Source organism: Microbacterium luticellae, from assembly GCF_050408645.1.
Classification (GTDB): Bacteria; Actinomycetota; Actinomycetes; order Actinomycetales; family Microbacteriaceae; genus Microbacterium.
Genome location: NZ_JBNTKE010000001.1, coordinates 1,102,834 through 1,124,695 on the forward strand (window position 1 = coordinate 1,102,834; position 21,862 = coordinate 1,124,695).

General features: G+C 54.8%; 18 protein-coding genes. 7 read left to right on the plus strand and 11 right to left on the minus strand.

All coding sequences use genetic code 11. The features are described 5' to 3' along the window. Position 1: 1 nt before the first annotated feature. The 4 genes from ACQUSW_RS05395 to ACQUSW_RS05410 all read left to right on the plus strand — a co-directional run bounded on the left by ACQUSW_RS05395 (position 2) and on the right by ACQUSW_RS05410 (position 4,594). A complete protein-coding gene (locus ACQUSW_RS05395; protein WP_428931205.1) occupies positions 2–1,312 on the plus strand; it encodes a UDP-glucose dehydrogenase family protein in 1,311 nt (436 codons plus the stop codon). Next, complete coding sequence (locus ACQUSW_RS05400; RefSeq protein WP_428931206.1) at positions 1,313–2,416, plus strand: glycosyltransferase; 1,104 nt, start codon at positions 1,313–1,315, stop codon at positions 2,414–2,416. Between the two features lie 8 nt (positions 2,417–2,424). Further along, complete coding sequence (locus ACQUSW_RS05405; protein WP_428931207.1) at positions 2,425–3,462, plus strand: glycosyltransferase; 1,038 nt, start codon at positions 2,425–2,427, stop codon at positions 3,460–3,462. Between the two features lie 64 nt (positions 3,463–3,526). Then, positions 3,527–4,594 (plus strand): glycosyltransferase family 4 protein, encoded by a 1,068-nt coding sequence (locus tag ACQUSW_RS05410; RefSeq protein ID WP_428931302.1) that lies wholly within the window; start codon positions 3,527–3,529, stop codon positions 4,592–4,594. A 28-nt stretch (positions 4,595–4,622) separates the two neighbouring features. On the opposite strand, the gene ACQUSW_RS05415 is transcribed toward ACQUSW_RS05410, so the two are convergent. From ACQUSW_RS05415 to ACQUSW_RS05435, 5 genes are read right to left on the minus strand one after another with little or no spacing between them, the layout of a single operon-like run. Then, entirely contained in the window at positions 4,623–5,792 is a 1,170-nt protein-coding gene (locus tag ACQUSW_RS05415; protein ID WP_428931208.1) for a glycosyltransferase family 4 protein, read from the minus strand. Further along, a complete protein-coding gene (locus ACQUSW_RS05420; RefSeq protein WP_428931209.1) occupies positions 5,758–7,242 on the minus strand; it encodes an MOP flippase family protein in 1,485 nt (494 codons plus the stop codon). Before ACQUSW_RS05420 ends, ACQUSW_RS05415 begins: the two co-directional genes overlap by 35 nt. Continuing rightward, positions 7,239–8,528, minus strand: a complete 1,290-nt coding sequence (locus ACQUSW_RS05425) for an O-antigen ligase family protein (RefSeq protein ID WP_428931210.1) — start codon at positions 8,526–8,528, stop codon at positions 7,239–7,241. Before ACQUSW_RS05425 ends, ACQUSW_RS05420 begins: the two co-directional genes overlap by 4 nt. 8 nt (positions 8,529–8,536) lie before the next feature. Continuing rightward, positions 8,537–9,547 (minus strand): hypothetical protein, encoded by a 1,011-nt coding sequence (locus ACQUSW_RS05430; RefSeq protein ID WP_428931211.1) that lies wholly within the window; start codon positions 9,545–9,547, stop codon positions 8,537–8,539. Next, a complete protein-coding gene (locus ACQUSW_RS05435) occupies positions 9,544–10,695 on the minus strand; it encodes a glycosyltransferase (RefSeq protein WP_428931212.1) in 1,152 nt (383 codons plus the stop codon). The genes ACQUSW_RS05430 and ACQUSW_RS05435 overlap by 4 nt, the downstream gene beginning before the upstream one ends. Positions 10,696–10,832: 137 nt before the next feature. On the opposite strand from ACQUSW_RS05435, the gene ACQUSW_RS05440 reads away from it, so the two are divergent. Beyond that, positions 10,833–11,840, plus strand: coding sequence for a Stealth CR1 domain-containing protein (locus ACQUSW_RS05440; RefSeq protein WP_428931213.1), 1,008 nt, complete (start codon positions 10,833–10,835; stop codon positions 11,838–11,840). 34 nt (positions 11,841–11,874) lie between these two features. On the opposite strand, the gene ACQUSW_RS05445 is transcribed toward ACQUSW_RS05440, so the two are convergent. The 6 genes from ACQUSW_RS05445 to truA form a co-directional block, all read right to left on the minus strand. After that, positions 11,875–13,011 carry a nucleotidyltransferase family protein gene (locus ACQUSW_RS05445; RefSeq protein ID WP_428931214.1) on the minus strand — a complete coding sequence of 379 codons (1,137 nt, stop codon included), beginning with the start codon at positions 13,009–13,011 and terminating at the stop codon, positions 11,875–11,877. 143 nt (positions 13,012–13,154) lie between these two features. Then, positions 13,155–14,516, minus strand: coding sequence for a phosphoglucosamine mutase (gene glmM / locus ACQUSW_RS05450; RefSeq protein WP_428931215.1), 1,362 nt, complete (start codon positions 14,514–14,516; stop codon positions 13,155–13,157). A gap of 17 nt (positions 14,517–14,533) precedes the next feature. After that, entirely contained in the window at positions 14,534–15,019 is a 486-nt protein-coding gene (gene rpsI / locus ACQUSW_RS05455; protein ID WP_428931216.1) for a 30S ribosomal protein S9, read from the minus strand. A 26-nt stretch (positions 15,020–15,045) separates the two neighbouring features. Next, a complete protein-coding gene (rplM, locus tag ACQUSW_RS05460; protein WP_428931217.1) occupies positions 15,046–15,492 on the minus strand; it encodes a 50S ribosomal protein L13 in 447 nt (148 codons plus the stop codon). Between the two features lie 1,501 nt (positions 15,493–16,993). After that, positions 16,994–17,710, minus strand: a complete 717-nt coding sequence (locus tag ACQUSW_RS05465) for an endonuclease/exonuclease/phosphatase family protein (protein WP_428931218.1) — start codon at positions 17,708–17,710, stop codon at positions 16,994–16,996. A 10-nt stretch (positions 17,711–17,720) separates the two neighbouring features. Continuing rightward, the gene (gene truA / locus ACQUSW_RS05470; RefSeq protein WP_428931219.1) at positions 17,721–18,572 is read right to left on the minus strand and encodes a tRNA pseudouridine(38-40) synthase TruA; all 852 of its coding nucleotides are present in this window, start codon (positions 18,570–18,572) and stop codon (positions 17,721–17,723) included. A 60-nt stretch (positions 18,573–18,632) separates the two neighbouring features. On the opposite strand from truA, the gene ACQUSW_RS05475 reads away from it, so the two are divergent. Both ACQUSW_RS05475 and galE read left to right on the plus strand, forming a co-directional pair. Then, positions 18,633–20,522: a DUF4012 domain-containing protein gene (locus ACQUSW_RS05475; protein ID WP_428931220.1), complete on the plus strand. Its 1,890-nt coding sequence runs from the start codon at positions 18,633–18,635 to the stop codon at positions 20,520–20,522. Between the two features lie 113 nt (positions 20,523–20,635). Beyond that, on the plus strand, positions 20,636–21,655 hold the full coding sequence (galE, locus tag ACQUSW_RS05480) for a UDP-glucose 4-epimerase GalE (protein WP_428931221.1): 1,020 nt from the start codon (positions 20,636–20,638) through the stop codon (positions 21,653–21,655). The last annotated feature ends 207 nt before the right edge of the window (positions 21,656–21,862 follow it).

Below are 21,862 nucleotides of genomic sequence, written 5' to 3' on the forward strand. Positions count from 1 at the left end.
CTTGAAACTTTCAGTGCTCGGCTGCGGCTACCTTGGTGCTGTGCACGCATGTGCGATGGCATCGATGGGACACGAAGTCGTGGGTTTCGACGTCAGCGTCGACAGAATAGCCACACTATCTAGCGGCACCGCACCATTTTATGAACCCGAGTTGGAAGACCTTTTAACCGAGGGACTATCGTCTGGAAAACTGACCTTCACCACCGACGTCAAGGACTTGGAAACGTCGACAGTGCACTTCCTGACTGTAGGAACGCCCCAGAAAGAAAATGGAACTGCCGCCGACTTGACACAAGTCTATGCCGCGGTCAACAGTCTCATTCCACTGCTGACCGCGGAATCCATAATCATAGGGAAGTCGACTGTCCCCGTTGGCACCGCACAAAAACTAGCAACAATGATACGTCCCACAGGAGCGCGGTTAGTATGGAATCCGGAGTTTTTACGTGAGGGATGGGCTGTCCGAGACACTATACTTCCGGACAGAATTGTTGTCGGAACGGGCGCGTCTACGGAAGACAAGTCTGCCGCTCAAGTCGTGCGACAGATCTATCAGCGGCAGATTACTACAGGTACGCCTTATATAGAGACCGACTTCGCGACTGCAGAGTTAGTAAAGGTCGCGGCAAACGCTTTCTTAGCAACGAAGATATCGTTTATTAACGCAATGGCAGAAATATCGGATGCAGTCGGCGCCGATGTCGTACAGCTGGCTGATGCTCTTGGGCATGACACCCGCATAGGCCGAAAATTCTTGGGTGCCGGAATTGGCTTCGGGGGCGGCTGCCTCCCCAAAGACATTCGAGCATTTATCGCGACAGCCGACCAGCTAGGAGTTGGGGAAAGCTTGAATTTCCTCAAAGAAGTCGATCTGATCAACCAGCGGAGAAGAACGCATGTCGTAAATATGGTAACGCAAGCGCTCGGTGGCGAAGTCAGGAATAAACGGGTCGCCGTCCTGGGTGCATCGTTTAAACCCCATAGTGATGACATCAGAGACTCTCCCGCACTCGAAGTAGCCATTCGGTTGCATAACAAGGGAGCAGACGTCATCGTAACCGATCCTGTAGCAATCGATAAGGCGCGCAAGGGCGCACCCCAACTCACCTTTGAACAATCCCGCGATCTTGCGATCCAAAACGCAGATGTGATCGTGGTCGCGACCGAATGGGATGAGTACCGCGGTCAACTCGACCCGGAGCAAGTTTCGGATCTAACAGATGGCCGTATCATCGTAGATTGCAGGAATGCCTTGACACCCGGAGACTGGATCTCTTGTGGCTGGCAATACTTTGGTATGGGGCGCAGATAAATGAGCGGGTTGCTTGTTCACGAATGGATTGAGGCAACTGGTGGCGCTGAAAATGTACTCGAATCCTTCAGCGAAGTTTTCTCAGAGTCAGATATTTTATGTCTATGGGACGATGCCCCAGGACGCTTCGCAGATCGCAAAGTTATCCAATCATGGCTGTCACACACTCCTCTACGTAAGAAGAAAGCACTGGCGCTGCCATTCATGCTCCGAGCGTGGCGGAACATTCAACTTGATAAGCGCTACGAGTGGATGCTCGTGAGTTCCCACTTATTTGCCCATCATGTTCAGCTCAAAGACCAATCGATCCCAAAATACGTATATGCTCATACGCCGGCCCGGTACATCTGGCGTCCCGATCTCGACGGAAGAGGCCGGTCCCTGGGCGCCCGATCCTTGTCTCCTGCACTGCGCTCGGTCGATCGTCGACGAGCTGCTGAGGCAACCAAGATCGCTGCAAACAGTATGTTCATTCGCGATCGAATTCAAGATGTTTGGAACGTTGATTCGGAGGTCATTTATCCTCCCGTCGCAGTAGACACGATTTTGAGCACCGATGACTGGCTCAGCCGTGTCACTGATAATGATGAGTACGAGGTGTTAGCTAACCTCCCTCCGTCTTACGTCATGGGGGCCTCTCGATTTGTTTCGTACAAACGGCTTGACCTAGTGATCAAGACCGGCGAAATACTTGGCATCCCCGTTGTCCTCGCAGGGAACGGCCCGGATGTTCAGCATTTGTCGGATTTGGCAAAGGCGGCAAAGGTCCCGGTCACTCTTGTTATAGCCCCGTCAAACAGCTTGTTATATGCAATAATGCAAGCGGCTCTAGCCTTTGTGTTCCCCGCAGTTGAGGACTTCGGCATAATGCCTGTCGAAGCTCAGGCTTGCGGAACTCCCGTGGTGACCGGCCCACTCGGCGGACAAATGGAAACATACTACGATGGCATCACCGGAGTTACCGCGAACAGCACTTCACCGCAAGATCTATCGGAAGCGGTCAAGAAGGCAATTGGTCTTGATCCATTTGATAGGCATGAATCCACAAGTAGATTCTCGAAATTGACTTTCCACAACAAGATACAGAGGTTTGTGGCCAACTAATGGGGAAAATGAAAACATCGACGAGCATCGTATTTTACGACTCCAAGTATGCTCGAGGTGGCGGACAGGTCGTTCTAGAAGACTTGATGCCGCGCTTTCTGCCAACTGAGGATATCCATGTAGTTATGCCGGAAATCGGCTTGAAGCAGCTTCGGGTCCCATCGGAGGTTAAACAGCACCATAGTCTGTGGGAGTTCGAACAATCGAATCCGCACAAATCAGTCGTGCTTGTTTGCAACGCAAACTCGGGTATGCCCGAAACTTTACGTAGTGCATTTCGTCTGAGACGTACCGGCTACACTGTAGTGACTATTGCCATCATCCATAACTACCCCGCGCGAGTGGCTGCTCGTCTCGCAACCCCGTTGCTCGCTCGTATGTTTAACCATGCCATAGTTGTTGAGCCCGGTTTAAAAAAGATTGCCCCACGCGCATTTTCGCCTGGCTGGCTGAGCTTAAACAGACCACTTCGATTCGCCTCACACAACGGCGTGATTGAGCGAACGAATAAGGCCAAAGCATTCGGTCGACCGGACCATGAAAAGGGCCTCGATTTGCTCCCGGACATATTTAAACAGTTGTCCAACATGGGTATTGACTGCTCTGTTGCCTTGGGAACAGGTTTCAGCGATAACACCAAATACGAGCACTATCTACGTGAACGTCTCCAACCTTGGTTAACTGACAGCCCGAAGACCGCCGACTGGATAGCACCCGGGGATATATTCATAGTCCCCTCTCGACACGAAGCCGCCTGCCTCACTGCCCAGGAAGCGATGTCACAGGGAGCGCTCTTGATCGTAAGTGATGTCGGCTTGATGCCCCATATGGCACAAATAAGTACGGGGGTCATGACGTTTGAGTCCGGTAATACTAGTGCAGGCACGTCTCGCGCGATGGAAGCTGTCACTATGAGCCCACATGAATTTGAAGTCCGGTGCAAAGAGAACCTCTCTGTAATCGAGAAGCAAGCTGGTCGCTGGCATGATGAAGTAGTCACGTTCATACGAAAAAGCGCCGTTGTGGACAACAATGACGAGCAGTAACGAAACTTGTATACATATCGCTGACTTTGGCATGTCTGCGCCATGGGGCGGCGGTGCCGAGGTCATGTTCGAGACATCCCGCAACGTCACGCAGAGTCTCGGCTATAGAACGCGATCGATCACATCGAATATGTCTCGGAATCCTGCGTCATACGTATTTTCGATTCGTAACTTGCTCAAGGTCCGACGAGAACTAAGACAGCATACACCCCGCGTAATCCATGTTCACAACTATTATCACTATCTGTCTCCCAGCATTCTTTGGGCAATATCGCGGTATAAAAATTCAAATCCCAACGTTCGTGTCGTGTTTACCGCGCACGATTACCACCTTATATGCCCAAACAGCGGCCTTCAGTATTTTAAGAACGGTCAACCGGTAAATTACTCTTCCCTTCAGCGAGGCATCAAGTGGTATCACTCTTTCGATCGACGCTCCCGTGTACATTCGTCTATGAAGGCTCTACAGCACTTCCTCGCGTACACTGTTTTGAAATTGGATCGTGTTTTCGATCGAATTATTACTCCTAGTGAGTTAATCAAAGAGACGTTTATAAACTGGGGTATTCGCGCCCCCATCTATCTGGTACGCAACCCTGTAGACGTCGGGCCACCGACGGGCAGCCCCGGAGAAGGTCTTGTCGCGTTGACTCGTTTACATGCGGAGAAAGGCCTTGCAGAGTTCATTCAGGCGCTCGAAGCAGAAAGATACCAATGCAGCTTGGATATCTATGGAGACGGCCCTGAGCGCTCGCGGCTAAACGAAATAGGGCTAACGTGCGAGTACGTGAAAGTCAACGTCCACGGACACGTTGCTCATGCAGACGTTCCTGAAATACTGTCGAAGCATCGAGCATTAGTTTATCCGTCGACATGGCTCGAAAATGCTCCCATTGCGCTCATCGAGGCCGCACAACGCGGCCTTTCCCTCGTTGTTCCCAAAATTGGCGGTGTTTACGAAATGGCATCGCTAGCAGCAAACGTAAACTCCTACGACCCTACGAAGCCGAATGAAATCAGAAATGCTGTGGAGTCCGCACTCCACGCCCAATATCCGAATTACATACTGGAACCCGCCGACTTCAGCATTGACGCCTACGCCCAGATGCTCAAAACAATTTACACGCGTTGAAGGATCCGGCCGCGGCTCGGCGTATTTCTTATCCGAGAAGTCTCAGAACAGATAGGTAGTCGGCTCGTATTTGCTCCCAACTAAATTCACGGAGTACATCTTCGGCCGCCCTCCTACGAGCAGCTAAACTCGACCCCATAAGCACCGACAGAGCTCTTTCAACGTACTCTTGATTTACCACCGGAAAATATCCAGCGACTTCTAGGATCTCCGACATTCCGCCATTATCTGGAGCTAAGGGCACTGCTCCGCGACTGATGCCCTCAGCGAGAACCATGCCGAATGCCTCAATCTCTGTCGATGGAACGATGATAATCGGATAGTCCTCCATTAGCGTTAGCACCTGATCCAGACCGAGCGGACCAACGAAACGCACCACTTCTTCGCCCCATCGTACGTTTAGGCTATCTGCTTGACGCCTGAGAGACGCTGCAAACTCCGAATCGCCACCAGCGGTACCTGTCGCTACGCCTCCGACTATAGTAAGCGACGCAGCGACGCCTAGATCCCGCAGTTGAGATGCCAGGCGTATAGCCGAATCAGGCGCTTTCCCAGGTATCAAGCGACCAGCAAACAGAATTTGAGGACTCATAGGCGCTGGAGTTGGCGTATGGGAACGCACGCCGTTGTAGACAACGGAACATCTCTTCTCAGGTAGACCTAAGTGCGTGACTCCGATATCGCGTATGAATCGGCTGCAAAATATAAAACGCTCGATGGATTGAATATCGTTATTGGTTATATTATGAAAATACGGCCGCGGGTCATTATGCATATGAAGCAACAAACGACCTTTGTAACCCAACCGACGAAGTATCTGGCAATATTCCGGCCGATTATGAACGTAAACGATGTCAGCGCCACGAAGGTAAGGCCAGTGGCAAAGGACATAAAGTCGATCACGCAGCCATAGTCGCGCATGGATCCTGCTCTCAGGTACAGACGTAACATGGGATAAAAGCCTTGCGATGAAAGTCAACAAAGCATTTACCCGCTTGATCATGGCATGCGGCTGATACCAGCCATCTCGAGCCGAAACGGCAGAACCGAGGACGCGCCATGATGAGTGGGCCTGTACTTCCGTGATCCAAGTCGCGACCGCTCCACCCGTACCGTCGAGACGTTCAGCTCTTGGTGCCACCACAGCTACACGCATCCACGCATCACTTCCTCGCGTATTTAAAAGACTGGGCGCCATCTGTGAGCTTCTCCCGGAGCCCCCGAAATGCCGCAATCACTACATCGACTCGAAAGATACGAGCGACCCCGAAATATGTTGCAAACACCAGCACCGTGCACACGATTGCAGTCGAAACGCCTCCCAAACCCTCAAGCGCGAGTCTGTAAACACCAAATCCTACCGCCGACGCAGGAATACATAGCGCGATCGGAATGAGGTGTGACGAGAGTGCATCGCGCCACCTCACAGAAGCAAGACGACGCACAAGAACGATATTTGTAGCCATAGTCACAAATCCCAGCAGCACAATGCTAAACGCTGCTCCCATTACGCCCAAATGTGAAACCATGGTCAGCATAATAACTAGGGAGAATACGGTCTTAAAAATATTGATCACAAGTCCAAGGCGCTGCCGATCCTTTGCCATGATAATAATACCAATTGGATTGTTAATTGCGCGACAGATGCCTGCAACAGCAAGTATCTGAACCAGGACAGACGTCCAACGCCATGGTTCACCAAAAATCATAGGAACAACAATCGGTGCCGTAACGCATAACGACACCAAAAGAGGTGAACTCAACAGTCCGGTAGTCTTTATCAGCAGCAATACGATACGAGAGAATTTCCCCGCATCGTCACCAGTCTTTGCCAAGACTGGATACATCACGCGCGTAATTATCGGGTTAATTTTTCCCGGAATATTCACGGAAACATTGTAGGCAAGAGTATACCCCCCAAGACTGGCGACTGACAGCGCGCGTCCCACTACCAAAGAAGCCAGTGATCCATCGATAAAGCCAACAAACGAATTTAGCATCTGATAAACGCCGAAGGACAGAAACCTGGTTGTATCAGCATATCGAAAGTGGAATCGAAGCTTAACGTAGCGCCTACCAATCATGTGAAAAAGTAGAGCGCGCAAGCCGAACCCGAGCACCAGTCCAATTGCCACTCCGCGAACTCCGCAAATGCCTGCACCAAGAATAAGTGCGGCCGACTGCATGAGCCCGGCAGTTAGCTCGATCGTAGCGACTTCACGAAACGCCATCGTCTTTTCCATGCAGGCGCGTTTTACGTGCGTTTGTGAATTCAGCGGGACCGCCAAGCTAAGAATCATCAGCGGCGTGATGGATTCAGGAGCATCAAAATAACGCGCAATTACGGGCGACAATAGCATTAGAAGAGCGCCCAACACTACGCCAACTGAAGTATTCAACCAGTGAAGTGAACTCAGTTCGTTTCGTGTTGCCGCGGATCGTTGAATAATAGCGTTAGCTATCCCCGACAGCATCAAGAGCTCCACAAACGAGAGCACCAGCATAAGTATCGAAACTACTCCATACTCAGCGGGAACAAGCAACCGCGCCAGTAGGATTAGCTGAACTGAATGCACGGCGGCGAGTATTACAGTCGCGCCGCCGATCCAGCTTCCGCCCTTTATGATGCTCTTTCGAGTGCTCATCATTCCCGAGCTCCCCGTCCCTCAGCATCAGTGAATTCGACGCTTGGGGCGTCGTCTCTGCGAATAAATGCTATCGAGAACAAGACCACCCAAGTTGCCCATGCTGGCCCGTCAAAAGTCTCGAGACGCAAAGGAACCTCAGTCATTCCTAAGAAAACAAGTACGACGACCGAAGCCGACATGGCGGGAACAGTTGAGATCAGGGTGCCTGCATTGCGTGCGACCAGATACAGCATCACCCCTATCACAAGCACACCGAGGAGACCGCTCGTGAGAAAGTAATGCACGAGCATGTTATGTCCATGTGCAGCCGCGGAATGTGTGTGCGCGTAGAGTTCGCCGTTTATCCCAAACACTCTGAGACCACGTCCAAGAAGTTTCGATCCCTCCGCATATTCCAGAGCATTGATCCAAATATTACCTCTACGGGTAAACGCTTCTCGGTCGGTCGTCGTTAGTGGAAGTGCTACGACAACGGTGACACCGATGACGATTAACAGCCAAAACGTAAGCTTCTTAAGTGCAGCTGGTAGTCCGGAAGCGCACACCAGCATGATCACAGCAGCAGCCGCGAATGCAATAATAGAAGTGCGGCTAGATGATAGTAGCAGCACGATTATGCCACCAGGAACAAAAAATAAGCGAAGCGTTAAGCTCTTCAGAAGGGAGACGTACGGTAACGTAACTGAAAGCGCAATTCCGAGCACATTCATTTGAGAAAACGGTCCGGCTAGTACGTCGTCAAAGAGAATTCCCTTCTCTTCCTCGGTCTGCCATGCTCTATCCGTTGAAACCGCCATCATTAAACAAATAAATACGATAAGGGCCGCCGCTGCACCAATGTATCTCAAGAAATCTTGGGAAATATTCAACGACCAAATCGCGAGCCCAACAGAAATCACAGTGATTGCCGACAGGTTGGGGCGTCCCGTTGCGGCGATGTCTAATAATATAAGTGCCAGCGGGATTATTAGAACTAGTATTCTGAGGTCAATGTTTCGGCGAAAAATCGCAGGTAATCGAATTAGCACTACCGTCAGGCAAAAGGCCAGGACTAAGTAGCCGAGCAGAGTCCGGAGTGTTGCCGCCGCACCGACAATTTCGATGGTGCCCGTCGAGTTCCTAATATCAACCGTACGACCATTCCGAATCAGGACGATAATCCCCGGCAGCGATGTATAAGAAAACGTCACTGCGATTAGAACAATATAAAACACACGTGAGGTAATGCCCGCGCCACTTTTGTGAATTGGGGTCTGGCATTCCTGTGTCTGTAACTTTTCGATCATCAACAGCTTCACCAATCGATCTCGAATGATGACTTGGTAGGAAAAACCGTTCGAAAAGCTTTATCCAAGGCTTGCTGAGAGCTGTTGAAGTCAGAGATTCTGCCATCGTTTATACATATTTGCGGCGCTTTTTGATCGTGGATTGCTGTAATAATCCTGTTCAAGTCGGTGGAGACACTGAAATACTGCCCAACGGCCCTTTTTGATCGGGCTGTATATTGACCGGTGGCTAAATGCCACATTGTGGCGTAATATATTGGCGCTACGTCTAAAGCACTTCGGAAGACTGCGTGCGCCGTATATTCGAGCGTCGCGGACTCCTTCAGAAATGCAGTCTCGACTACAGACTTTAAGAGCGGGCTTGCCACATGATGATCAGTCACCGGAGGAATCTTCGATGACGCGAAGTAGAGAGGGACTCTTGCCAGCATCGCTCCGGATGAAAGTCGGATAGTACGCTGAACGAGTTGCCGCCAATATTCACTTCTCTCAAAGTGCTTATTTATTAGCCCAGCAGCGTTCAACATGGCGTGCGCTCGGTCGTCACCATCTGCAAGGAGAGTTGGCACATTCACACCATAGGGCTTGCCGTCGGGGAAGAAGAATTCAGGCGCGAGTGGCTTACATATGAAAAAATCGTCGTTAAAGTAGACAAATTTTTCGCTTAAGTTTGGCAGTAAGTGTAATTTCGCCTCGATTGCATGCGAATTATAGGTCTCGCTAGGCCCTGGATGAAATTCATCCTGGGCTATAAGTTCAACCTTCGGATGAGTCCTGTTTAACCAGTTTGGCGCAGCGCCGGCATGCAGGAAATATATCTTCCGCACCCAGGGACAATATTGCTCTACCGATCGAAACCAATATTTCAGCAGATTCCAGTCTCGGTAACGTTCATCCCCCGCGTTAGCTGTCCCGTCCACTTGCCACTGACTTCTAGCTCGATTGCGTCTTTTTAATAGATCCGTGTCCTCACTATTAACCCAAGTGACCACGAAGTCCACGTCAGCCGGCGTATTCACATTACGTTCCGAGTGTATATAGAGTCATATATAGATTCGAGCTTCTGCGTTTGCTTATTAATGTCGAAGTCTCGAACGACGCGTTCTCGTCCATAGTTGCCCATACTTGCGGCCCGTTCAGGGTCGTCTAGTAGAACTTGAATGTATCTTGATAATGATTCGACGTCGCCCTCAGGAGCGAGGAATCCACTGTGATTGTGTTCCACTGCTTCAACGACGCCGCCGTGGCCGTATGCCACGACCGGCAGGCCCGCAGCAGCTGCCTCTAAGAAGACCATTCCGAAGCCTTCCGCGTCCCGGTTTTTGGCCGTCTTGGACGGACCCACAAATATCCGCGCCTGCTGCATAATGCCCGCCACTTGTTCTGGCGACAAGGAACCTAAGAAGGTAATTTCATGTCGGTGCTCTCGGGCACGGTTCTCGAGATCTTCACGGAGCGGGCCGTCACCAACGACTACGATCTTGATAGGCTCTTGTCGTTTAATCAGCGCGGCTGCGGCAAGTAGGTCTGACACGCCCTTTTTTTCGACGAGTCGACCGACAAACACGATATCCCAACGTCGGCGATCTTGATTCCGTGGATACTCCTGTGCGAGCGGTAATGGGATACCGATGTAGTGTACAGAAATCCGATCTGGCTGGGCCCCTTTAAGTATGGCCTGTGCACGGATAAAACTGGACACGGCGATTAGTTCGACATCACTCTTGAAAAGAGCGCGCAGCCGCGCACGATAGCGCCAGCCGACTACGCCTTTCCGGCTCGGTTTAGACGTGATGTCAGCACCATGAAGAGTGACCACGAGGGGAATAGACAGCCGCTTCGCGATTCGCATCAGACGTATTCCGTCCGTCGCAAAGTGTGCATGGATCACGTTCGGTTCACTTCGAACAATTTCCTTTGCGAGGGTCTGTGAGTAGTCCGTGAGTTGAAACAACCTCCTACGAGCCCTTGCACGCCTTGACTCGCCGTATAACACGATGTCATCATCACGACTCAATGTGGACTCTGTGCGGCGAGCCCCGAGCAAGCGTGCGCCCCAAGTCTGCAGTGAATCAACTTGGTTCCGAATAAATGTTTCGGAACCCGGCAGAATGCTCCACCGCCAAACAAGTACGAGCTTTTCACCCGGCTTTTTTGCGACCCGCACCTTCTTACCCCCATACTAAGAACGACGCTGGCCCCCTAGAGAACGAAGCATCGCTCGCCAGCATACGTAAACTATAAGTATCCATCGTAACAATGAGCGAGTTGGATTGCCGAAGCAACGCTTCCGTTGGAGCAACAATGAACACAACAACGCCACCGATAGACTTCGTTATTACGTGGGTCGATGACACTGACGACGACTGGCGTAGACTTCGAGACAGCTACCGCTCAGTACCGGTAGATCCTGAAGCGGTGTCAGAGATCCGTTTCCGAGATTGGGGACTACTACGTTATTGGTTCCGCGGTGTTGATCTATTCGCGCCTTGGGTACGGAAAGTGTTTCTTGTTACAGAAAATCCAGTGCCAAGCTGGCTTAATACCCTTCATCCAAAAGTCGAGGTAGTGCGGCACGCCCAGTTTATACCTGCCCCCTACTTGCCCACATTTAATTCCCGGGCAATAGAATTGAATCTCCATAGACTCCCTGGGATATCCGAGCATTTTGTTTATTTTAATGACGACATGTTCATTACAGCACCGGTTACGGAGGATCATTTTTTTTACCGAGCTAAGCCGCGCGCATTCGCGATCTCAACAACTTTAAGCATAGGTAACAACTTCCATCATGCAATGCTGAACAATCTCGAAGTGCTGAACAGAAATTTTTCGAAGCAGAAGTCGTTCGTTCAATCATGGTGGAATTGGCTTTCTCTAAAGTACGGCGCAGCTGCCTTGCAGAACTTGGCGCTGCTTCCATGGAAGCGTTTTACCGGATTCCATAATCACCACCTACCCTTACCGATGCTTCGTTCGACTGCGGAGCACATCTGGCAGGTCGAAAACGAGACGTTGAGCCAAACATCCCACTCAAAATTTCGGAGCCTATCCGACGTCAACCCGTTCTTGCTAGTTTGGTGGAACATCTGCTCGGGTTATTTTGCACCGTCTTCTATCAAGCATTATGGAAAGTATTTGGTACATACTGAAGAAAACCTGGACACAATAACTTCAGCAGTCAGCTCCGGCCGGTATAAAATGTTATGTATAAACGACGGAGATATTTCTGATGTTGACAGGGCCCGCCATGAGCTTTTAGCCGCTTTTTCTTCTCTGCTACCCGAAAAAAGCTCATTCGAAATTGACTGAAGTAATCTATTGACCGTCGCTTATCGGCATTTCTTTATGTTGCTCGAAACAACCGCTTGATTCTGGCAAGAGTGCTGTTATGCGTTCTTCCACCCGAAAGCTTCTCGGATCGTAAAGCAGCTTCCTTCGATGGCCAAATAAGTTGCAGAATTACTCCACCCCGCTGCCTAAATGGAAGAGTCCTAAGAGCAGCGCAATAGGCGGTTAGTTTCGTTCTCTTGGTACGCCACGCCCAGTCCCGCGGAGTCCCATCACTTACGTCCAGCGTCGCTAACGGAAAGGCTGTTTCTAAGCTGTCTCTCAGAACGGTCACGGCGCCCACTTCCTTGGCGATATCCACCACGCCCAACCCAGCGGCGCTTAAAGCATTCGCAACGATATTTCCAGTCGTCTCGTTTGCCACACGCCCGATTTCTGGTCGTACAAGATGCATGCAGTACACTAAGGCAGCAGATTTTCGATCAAGAACGTTACATTCGACCCCCGCAAAAACCCGCTTACGTGTATGAGCATATAAGCTGCTGAATACTAACGAGTCGACTTCAGTCATACCCGGCATTCGTCGATGTATATCAATTTCGCAACCCCAAAGACCAGGTTCTAGAGTAACTGAGTGATTTACATCAGTTCCGTTCCAAGCATTTGGCTGAAGCGACCATCCCCAGGCTTCTAATGCTGAACGAAGCTCTTCGACTGCTGACTGCTCTACCCAGACATCGACGTCAGCGGAATGGCTCTTAACTCGTAATCCGTATTCGCTCAGCATCGGTCCTTTGATGAAAAAATAGGGGATAGCTCGTTCTTCAGCTACCCGTGCAATCAACGCGTACACTAGTTCATGGATCGGTGAGGCTAACCACGGCTTAGCAACTTCCTTGACTCGCGCCGAATTGTCAGAGTTATCACTAACGAGGCCAACTTCTCTCATCTCTTCTAAGAGCACACGTTCCTCATCGCCTACCCGTTGATCTGGTGTCCGGGGTTCCAAGAGCTGTAGCCAGGACTTCGCGCCGAGATCGTTCAGAGCAAGCGGTGGGCTCGGCTTGGTCGGCAATACGAGCAAGCTATACTCTGACCCCATAATCCCTGAGTCTTCCAAAGCTAATGCGCCGTTTGATATCGCCACCCACGACATGATGCCCTCAGAATTCTGGTTAGTGGTCGTTAGCATGCACCGTAATCGTTAATACGTGTTTATGCACACGACACAGTTGCTCTCCATCAACCATAGACAGTCCCCAAAAGTATAGTATTACTCGACTACAGAATCGGCTGAGGCCAGCAGAGAGCGCTCCTGATCGTCGAAACCCTTCCTTAGTTACAGGATAGTTCTTTCTTAACGACTTCGGCGAGGCGGTCAGCGTAGTGCTGCGCCGATGTAGCATCCGGGGCCTCGACCATCACACGAACAAGCGGCTCGGTACCTGAAGCACGAAGCAGCACACGGCCCGTGTCACCCAGTTCGTCGGCAACAGCCCGCACCTCGGCCTTAACGGCCTCATTCGTGTCAACACTGTCGCGGTCAACATCGGGCACATTCACCAGCACCTGCGGGTAAACCGTCATCACCGACGCGAGCTCGGCAAGAGACTTATCCTGCCGCGCCACCTCGGCAGCCAAATGGAGCCCCGTAAGCAAGCCATCACCTGTTGTGGCGAACTCGCTCATAATCACGTGGCCCGACTGCTCGCCGCCCAAAGAAAAGTTACCGGCATTCATGCCCTCGAGCACATAGCGGTCGCCAACAGCCGTCTGGCGCACATTAATGCCATGCTTACGCATCGCCAAATGCAGCCCCAAGTTGCTCATAACCGTTGCTACAAGGGTGTCTTCATGCAAACGGCCACGCTCTTTCATGGCCACAGCAAGAATCGCCATAATCTCGTCGCCACCCACCACACGGCCAGCAGCATCAACAGCCAAACACCGATCGGCGTCGCCATCATGTGCAATACCCAGATCTGCGCCGACACGCACAACCTCGGCAGACAGCTTCTGCATGTGAGTCGAACCCACACCATCATTGATGTTGATCCCGTCGGGCTCAGCACCAATAACAGTCACCTTTGCACCCGCGGCACGAAAAACCTCGGGTGAAGCACCAGAAGCCGCACCATTCGCGCAATCGAGCACAACATGAACGCCATCAAGCCGGTGCGGCAACGACGACAACAAATGCATCACATAGCGGTCTTCGGCGTCGGCAAAACGCTGCACCCGCCCCACATCAGCACCCGTCGGCATCAGCTTCGGACCCGACATAGCCTGCTCAATACGAGCCTCAACAGCATCGGGCAACTTCTTGCCGCCGCGCGCAAAAATCTTGATCCCATTATCGGGCGCAGGATTATGTGAAGCAGAAATCATCACACCGAAATCGGCATCGATATCGGCAATAAGAAAAGCGGCCGCCGGAGTGGGCAACGTACCAGCGTCGAGCACATCAACACCCGACGAAGCCAGCCCCGCCTCAACAGCAGCACTCAAAAAATGTCCCGAAACCCGAGGGTCACGAGCCACAACAGCGGTAATACGCTTACCGGCCGCACGACGTGCGTCGGCAATACGCCCCTGGCCCAGAACGACCGCAGTCGCCTGGGCCAGGGAAAGCGCCAACTCGGCGGTGAGGGTGCCATTGGCCAACCCCCGCACACCATCCGTGCCAAAAAGAGGCATAGGACGATGCCCGCTTCTTAACGCTTCGAGTACTGAGGCGCCTTACGGGCCTTCTTCAAACCAGCCTTCTTACGTTCCTTGATACGTGCATCACGCGACAAGAAACCAGCCTTCTTCAGCGTCGGTCGGTTGTGCTCAGCATCAATCTCATTAAGAGCACGCGCAATACCCAGACGCAAAGCACCAGCCTGACCCGAAGGGCCACCACCAGCGATACGAGCAATAACGTCGTAAGCGCCAGAAAGATCAAGAACCGTAAACGGATCGGTCACCAGCTGCTGGTGCAGCTTGTTGGGGAAATAGTCTTCGAACTCACGACCATTGATCGTGATCTTGCCCGAGCCAGGAACCAGACGCACGCGGGCAATAGCCTGCTTGCGACGGCCCACAGCGCCACCAGGAACGCTCAGCACAGGGCGCGGAGCAGCCTCGGCAGCGGCAGGAGCCTCAGGGCTCTCAGTGGAATAGTTCTGCGGAAATTCAGTGGAATCGATGTTCGCCACGAGTGTGTCCTTCGTCGTTTCGGCGCTTACTGGGCGACCTGGTCGAGAGCGTACGGCTGGGGCTGCTGAGCAGCGTGCGGGTGCTCCGCACCGGTGTAAACCTTGAGCTTCGCAATCTGCTGGCGACCCAGCGAGTTCTTCGGAAGCATGCCACGCACGGCCTTTTCAACCGCACGAACCGGGTTCTTCTCAAGAAGCTCAGCGTAATTAACGCCCTTCAAACCACCCGGGTGACCCGAGTGACGGTAAGCGATCTTCTTCTGAAGCTTCTGACCGGTAAGAGCAACCTTGTCGGCGTTCACAATAATGACAAAGTCACCCGAATCGAGGTGATTAACAAACGTCGGCTTGTGCTTGCCACGCAGCAAAGCTGCCGCATGCGAAGCAAGACGACCCAAAACAACATCAGTCGCGTCAATAACGACCCAGTTGCGCTGAATCTCACTAGCCTTCGGAGAATAAGTGCGAGTCACAATAGTGCTGCTTTCTAATCGAACGGAGAGGTTCGTGAATCCCGCTCCGGGGTGCTTCACCAGAAAACCTGAAGAAGCGTGCCAGTGGAGGGCTCACGTTCGTGCGAACACACTACTGCCAGGCAGAGTGCCGTCGCCAACGGTATAGCTTACGGCATGAATCGTCAGACCCCAAACAGGGCTTGTTCTTGTGTATTTTTGCCAGCGTTACACTCGCACGAAAAAAGGCTTCGAAGCGTGAAGGGCACCTTCTGCGGAACTATCCAGGTGATGCGAACAGCCGGCACACAAGGGGTGAGCGTCGCGGCGCTCGCGCGCCGGTACGGGGTTCACCGGGGCACGGTGTGGGCGAAGACGCGAACAGCCCGAGGCGAGTAGCGGTCACGGGCGATGCGCCAAAGTCGTGGGTACCGTGGTGGTGTCTTTGATGTAGTCGCCCAACTCGGGGATGAGCATCGCCGACAGGTGCAGCACTTCACGGTGNACGGGCGATGCGCCAAAGTCGTGGGTACCGTGGTGGTGTCTTTGATGTAGTCGCCCAACTCGGGGATGAGCATCGCCGACAGGTGCAGCACTTCACGGTGCGCAGCAGCGAGGTCGCGTCCCGGCCGTGTGCCGAACAGCGGCTCGTGATGCGAGGCACGGTTGCGAGCGTTGTTGATCGTTGTTAGCGAGCGTTCGAGCACAACGCGGCTGGTCTTCTTCGGCCAGGCGAGATGCAGATAGGGCACCCACAGCGTCTTCTCGTGTGCAGCATCGGTGCAGTGCCGCCAGAAGCCGAACGAGAGCTCAGCGATCACTTCCCCCGGCTTGGCCGAGGCACCACCACAGCGGCGGATCGCCTCAGCGACAGTTGCGCGGTTCCGGGCGTTCAAGTCCGCGCGATGGCCACGCCGAGTGCGCCAGAGCGGTGCAAGCACGGGTGAGGCGGGGTCGAAGAGCCAGTGCTGCGCGCCTTGCCACCGCGCCGTCATGACGGAGTCGTAGGCGTTGCGGACAGCGACCTCGACGTGCGCGATGTCGCGCATGAGTGCGGCACCGAGCTGCAAGTTCCATTCATAGAGCGCCAGTGCGCGCTCGTGGTCGCCCCCTGCTTCCCGTAGGTACCGGGCGAACCTTGGGGGTGAAAGCCATGTCTCAATCCACGCTGCCGCCGCTTGGCGGTCGGGCGCAGGTTCGGTCATCCGGCTACTCTCGATGGGCGGCGGGTATGTCAAAGCCCCGGCGAGATGTAGCTCTGTTGCCAGAGCCAGCGCTCCACCGGGGCGTCACCGCAAAGTCTAGCACGAAGGCCAATCGTCCCCTCGCCATACGGACGACTATCCGTTCCACCATTCAAGGACCCAAAGTACGACATCTCGAAGCTGTCACCCGGGGCGGTGATAGTGCCTTCACGTTCTGCACTCGGCTTTCCGCTCGTCGCGCGCACCCGACCGCCGATACCAATATTGGCCGTTGTGGGAATCGCATCTGTCCGGATAAAAGTGAAGCTCAGCCCGACTCACACGCTCCTGTGAGAGCGCTCGCCGTCGCCACGCACCTGCGAAGCACGCGCCGGAGTGGCCGTCACCAGAATCGGGCGGTGATCACTGCGGCCCTGCGGCAGAGTGTGCACCTGATCAATACGGCAACCCACCGACGTCGCAAAATCGTAATGACCACGAAAAACGCGATACCGCGTATACGTGTGCGCATCGCTGATGGTAAGCATGTAGCCCCGGCGACGCATCGTCTGCCCCAAGCTCTCTTTAAACACCGGATAGTTATAGTCGCCCACCATCACCGTCGGCAACGCCTCACCCATCGACGACAACTGCTGCAAAGCCACGCGAATCTGATGCCGCCGCAAAGAATTCAACGCCGTCAACGGCGAAGCATGAAAAGACGCCGCCACAAAGTCATAACCATCATCAATATCGTGCAAACGCACAGCAACCACGCGTTCATGTGCGGGCCGCAGCATCCGGTCATGCAAAGACTTCTTGAGCGACAAAACGCGAGACTCCACCGCACGATACATATCGGCACGGTAATAGACCGCCAAACCCAGCCGGTTCTCGCGCGTCGCCTCGGCCAACACCAAACCGCCAATCGACTCTGGCAGCGCCGTGACATCGGCCTCTTGCAGGCACAACACACCCGCAGCATGCTCTTCGACCAGAGCGTCTAACTCGGTCGCAGCACGATGCTTCTGCAAGTTGTACGAAATGATGCGCACAATTCTCAACCTACTCCCGATCACGCCGACGCCGGGTCTGCACAGCCCGCGCCGCCAAAAGATCATCAGCCGGATACCCAACTTCGATCAACGTTAAACCCCGCGCAGGCAACACCTTAAAAGCGCTCGTGCGCGTGAGCTCATCACGCAAACGCGCCACATCAATGACCGCCAAACGGCCCTCGCCCACCGCCACACACGCACCCACCAAAGCACGCACCATACTGTGACAAAACGCATCAGCCCGCACCTCGGCCACCAGCACACCCTCGTCATTACGACGCCAACCAAAATCAAGCAGCGTACGAATCGTTGTCGCACCCTCGCGAGGCTTGCAATACGCCGCAAAATCGTGCAAACCCACCAGCGACCTCGCAGCCGCATTCATCGCATCGCCATCAAGATCAGCCCGCACCCACGTCGTGTCATGCCGCATCTGCGGCCAATACCCCACCGCACCATCGGCCACCCGATACCGATACCGACGCCACACCGCAGAAAAACGGGCATCAAAACCCTCGGCCGCCACCGCAGATGAACGCACCGTCACATCGCTGTACTGCCCCAAAACACCCCGGATGCGAGCCGCCAACAACCGTGCCGAACCCGCCGCGTCTACACCCGACCGCGCCGACGCCGCCACCACACGCGCCCACTGCTCATCATTAAGATCAACGTGCGCCACCTGGCCCGAAGCGTGCACACCAGCATCCGTACGCCCCGCCACCACCAACTGCACCGCGCCACCAACAATGCGCTCCACCGCAGCCTCGAGCACACCCTGCACCGTACGCAAACCAGGCTGCCTGGCCCACCCACGAAAATGAGTGCCGTCATAAGCAATATCTAACCGAATACGCACCCAGCCAGACTAAGCCCGCACTCTGCGCAAGTTGTCAGTGCACCCTTCTAGAATCAGTGCGTGACTACCCGACGCGAGGCCCGCCAGGCGCAACAGCATGACGACACCTCAGGCACCCGACGCCGCGAGCGCCACAACCGTACCGATCATGCGGATCGTGGGGATCGTGCGGATCGCCCCCGCAAACCACTACTGCGCCGTGCTCGCTTCTGGGTGCCGACCGCGATCATTCTCATACTGCTCGTGATACTCGGTGCAGGAGCATGGGTAGCCAAACAGCTCGCCGACGACGCGTTCTCGGCCCGCGACGACCTCGAAAAAGCCTTTCCGCTCGTCGACACCGTGCAAGAAGCCATGCTCGAAGGCGACAGCGAAAAAGCACGCACCACCGCCGAAAAAATCGGTGAATACACGGCATCGGCCGCACGCAAAACCAGCAGCGACCTGTGGCAAAACATGGAATGGGTGCCCGTAGCAGGCCCCAACCTTCACGCCGTACGCACAGCCGCCGCCACCGCCAACACGCTCGTACGCGACGCCGTCGTCCCCCTCACCGACATCAGCTTCGACGCCCTCGCACCCCGCGACGGCGCCATCAACATCGACACCGTACGCGGCCTCGCCGACACCGTCGCCCAAGCCGCCACCAGCGTCGAAAACGCACAAAACAACCTCGCGACCATCAACCGCGACGCCCTCATCGACCAAGTATCAACAGCCGTCGGCCGCCTCGACAAAGCCATCGACACCATCGAGCCCGTGTTGGAACCCGCCCACGAAGCACTCAGCGTGCTACCCGCAGCACTCGGCGGCGACGGACCCCGCAACTACCTCCTGCTGTTTCAAAACAACGCCGAATCACGCGGCACCGGCGGAAACCCCGCCGCGATCGCCATGCTCACCGCCAACGACGGACACATCTCCATGGCCGATCAAGCAGCATCCGGAGACTTCAACAACCAACGCAACCAACCCATCGTCCCCCTCGACCCCGAAACCGAAGCGCTCTACGGCGACAAAATCGGCCGCTGGGTCATGGACACCACCCTCACACCCGACTTCCCCTACACCTCAGAACTCGTACAAGCCTTCTGGGCAGAGTCATACGGCACGCCCGTCGACGGCGTCGCCTCGTTCGACCCCGTGGCACTCAGCTACCTACTCGAAGCCACCGGCCCCGTCGAACTACCCACCGGCGAAACCCTCACAAGCGACAACGCCGTATCACTGCTGCTCAACCAGGTGTATTTCGACTACCCCACCAACCAAGAACAAGACATCTTCTTCGCCGCCGCAGCAGCCAGCGTGTTCGACGCCATACTCGACAACAACCCCGAACCCAAAAAACTACTCGAACAACTCATCCGCGCAGCCGACGAAGGCCGCCTCATGTACGCACCCAATAACGACGCCGAAGCAGCACTCATCGCCGGAACAAAAGTCAGCGGCACCCTCCCCACCGACAACAGCGAAGACACCATTACCGCCGTCTACGTCAACGACATCACCGAAGGCAAACTCGACTACTACATGCAGCTCGACATCGCCGCCACAACAACACAGTGTGAAGCACCCGACTCCCCCACCTTCACCACCACAGCAACACTCACCAACACACTCACCCCCGAAGAAGTCGACGGCCTCGCCCGATACATCGCCCCCGGCCGCTTCTTCACCCCCGGCGACGTCTCCACCGACCTCGTCATCTACGGCCCCGTCGACGCCACCATCGACACCGTCACCGTCAACGGCAAAACCGTAAAAACCACCGCCTACCCCCACCTCGGCCGCACCGCCATCAAAGTCAACGTGATCACTAAACCCGGCGCCACAGCCACCGTGACAGCAACCTACGCCGGCGCCCCGGGCGAATACGGCGACCTCAGCATCCGGCACACCCCCATGGTGCGCGACACACCCACCGCAATCGACGCACCCGGATGCCAGTAGCCCGCGTGTGCCGGAAATTGCGCTACTTTTGACGTGACTTCCGCCCGACATTTGACCCGATTCGTAACCGGCTTTTGACCCGACTTTTGACCCGGCCCGACCACAGGAGAACCATGCACGTACTCGTCACCGGCGGCGCCGGATACATCGGATCACACACCGCCGTAACCCTCATCGAACGCGGCCACCGCGTCACCATCGCCGACAACTTCGACAACAGCTCACCCGTCGTTGTCGACCGCATCGAACGCATCACCGGCACCCGGCCCACCATCGCCGCCGTCGACCTACTCAACAAAGAAGCACTCACCAACGTCTTCGCCGCCGACACCCCCGACGCCGTCATCCACTTCGCCGGACTCAAAGCCGTCGGCGAAAGCGTCGCCCAACCCCTGCGCTACTACGCCACCAACATCGGCACAACACTCAACCTCGTCGACGTCATGCGCGAACACAACGTGCACCGCCTCGTCTTCTCATCATCAGCCACCGTCTACGGCGACGAACAACAACCCCCCTACTCCGAAGACGGCGGACACCTCAACGCCACCAACCCCTACGGGCAAACAAAAGTGATGATCGAAAGAATCCTCGCCGACCTCGCCCACGCCGAACCCGACTGGAGCATCGGCATCCTGCGCTACTTCAACCCGGTCGGCGCACACGAAAGCGGACTCATCGGCGAAGACCCCCACGGCATCCCCAACAACCTCACCCCCTACATCCTCCAAGTCGCCGTCGGCCGCCTCAACGAACTCGGCATCTTCGGCAACGACTACCCCACCGCCGACGGCACCGGCGAACGCGACTACATCCACGTCGTCGACCTCGCCGAAGGCCACGTCGCCGCCCTCGAAAAACTCGCCACCACCACCGGCGCCCACGCCTGGAACCTCGGCACCGGCACCCCCACCTCGGTACTCGACGTCGTCGCCGCCTTCGAAAAAGCCATCGGCAAACCCATCCCCTACAGCATCAAACCCCGCCGCGCCGGAGACCTCCCCCAAAGCTGGGCAGACACCACCCGCGCCGAACAAGAACTCGGCTGGAAAGCCACCCGCGACATAACCGCCATGGCCCGCGACGGCTGGCGCTGGCAATCAGAAAACCCCGACGGGTACGCGGGGGCGTAGGGGCGTAGCATCCGGGGGCTTTTGTTGGTTTTTGGGGGGCGTTTTGGCGTGTTTTTGGCGTGTTTTGCCGAAAGGCGCATCAAATGTCAGACAAAACCCCGAATGTCCGACAAATTGGGGCATATTTGTCGGACAAACGAGAAAGTGTCGGACAAACGGGGTGAGTAGCATCCGGGAACTTGACGCTGCCCACGCCCGCGAAGGCTG

Coding starts and splice junctions, on each gene's coding strand:
- glmM (WP_428931215.1), bottom strand. CDS start 14,516: ATGCCTCTTTTTGGCACGGATGGTGTGCGGGGGTTGGCCAATGGCACC.
- ACQUSW_RS05405 (WP_428931207.1), top strand. CDS start 2,425: ATGAAAACATCGACGAGCATCGTATTTTACGACTCCAAGTATGCTCGA.
- galE (WP_428931221.1), top strand. CDS start 20,636: ATGCACGTACTCGTCACCGGCGGCGCCGGATACATCGGATCACACACC.
- ACQUSW_RS05440 (WP_428931213.1), top strand. CDS start 10,833: ATGAACACAACAACGCCACCGATAGACTTCGTTATTACGTGGGTCGAT.
- ACQUSW_RS05410 (WP_428931302.1), top strand. CDS start 3,527: ATGTTCGAGACATCCCGCAACGTCACGCAGAGTCTCGGCTATAGAACG.
- ACQUSW_RS05425 (WP_428931210.1), bottom strand. CDS start 8,528: ATGATCGAAAAGTTACAGACACAGGAATGCCAGACCCCAATTCACAAA.
- ACQUSW_RS05445 (WP_428931214.1), bottom strand. CDS start 13,011: ATGCTAACGACCACTAACCAGAATTCTGAGGGCATCATGTCGTGGGTG.
- ACQUSW_RS05415 (WP_428931208.1), bottom strand. CDS start 5,792: ATGGCGCCCAGTCTTTTAAATACGCGAGGAAGTGATGCGTGGATGCGT.
- ACQUSW_RS05420 (WP_428931209.1), bottom strand. CDS start 7,242: ATGATGAGCACTCGAAAGAGCATCATAAAGGGCGGAAGCTGGATCGGC.
- ACQUSW_RS05400 (WP_428931206.1), top strand. CDS start 1,313: ATGAGCGGGTTGCTTGTTCACGAATGGATTGAGGCAACTGGTGGCGCT.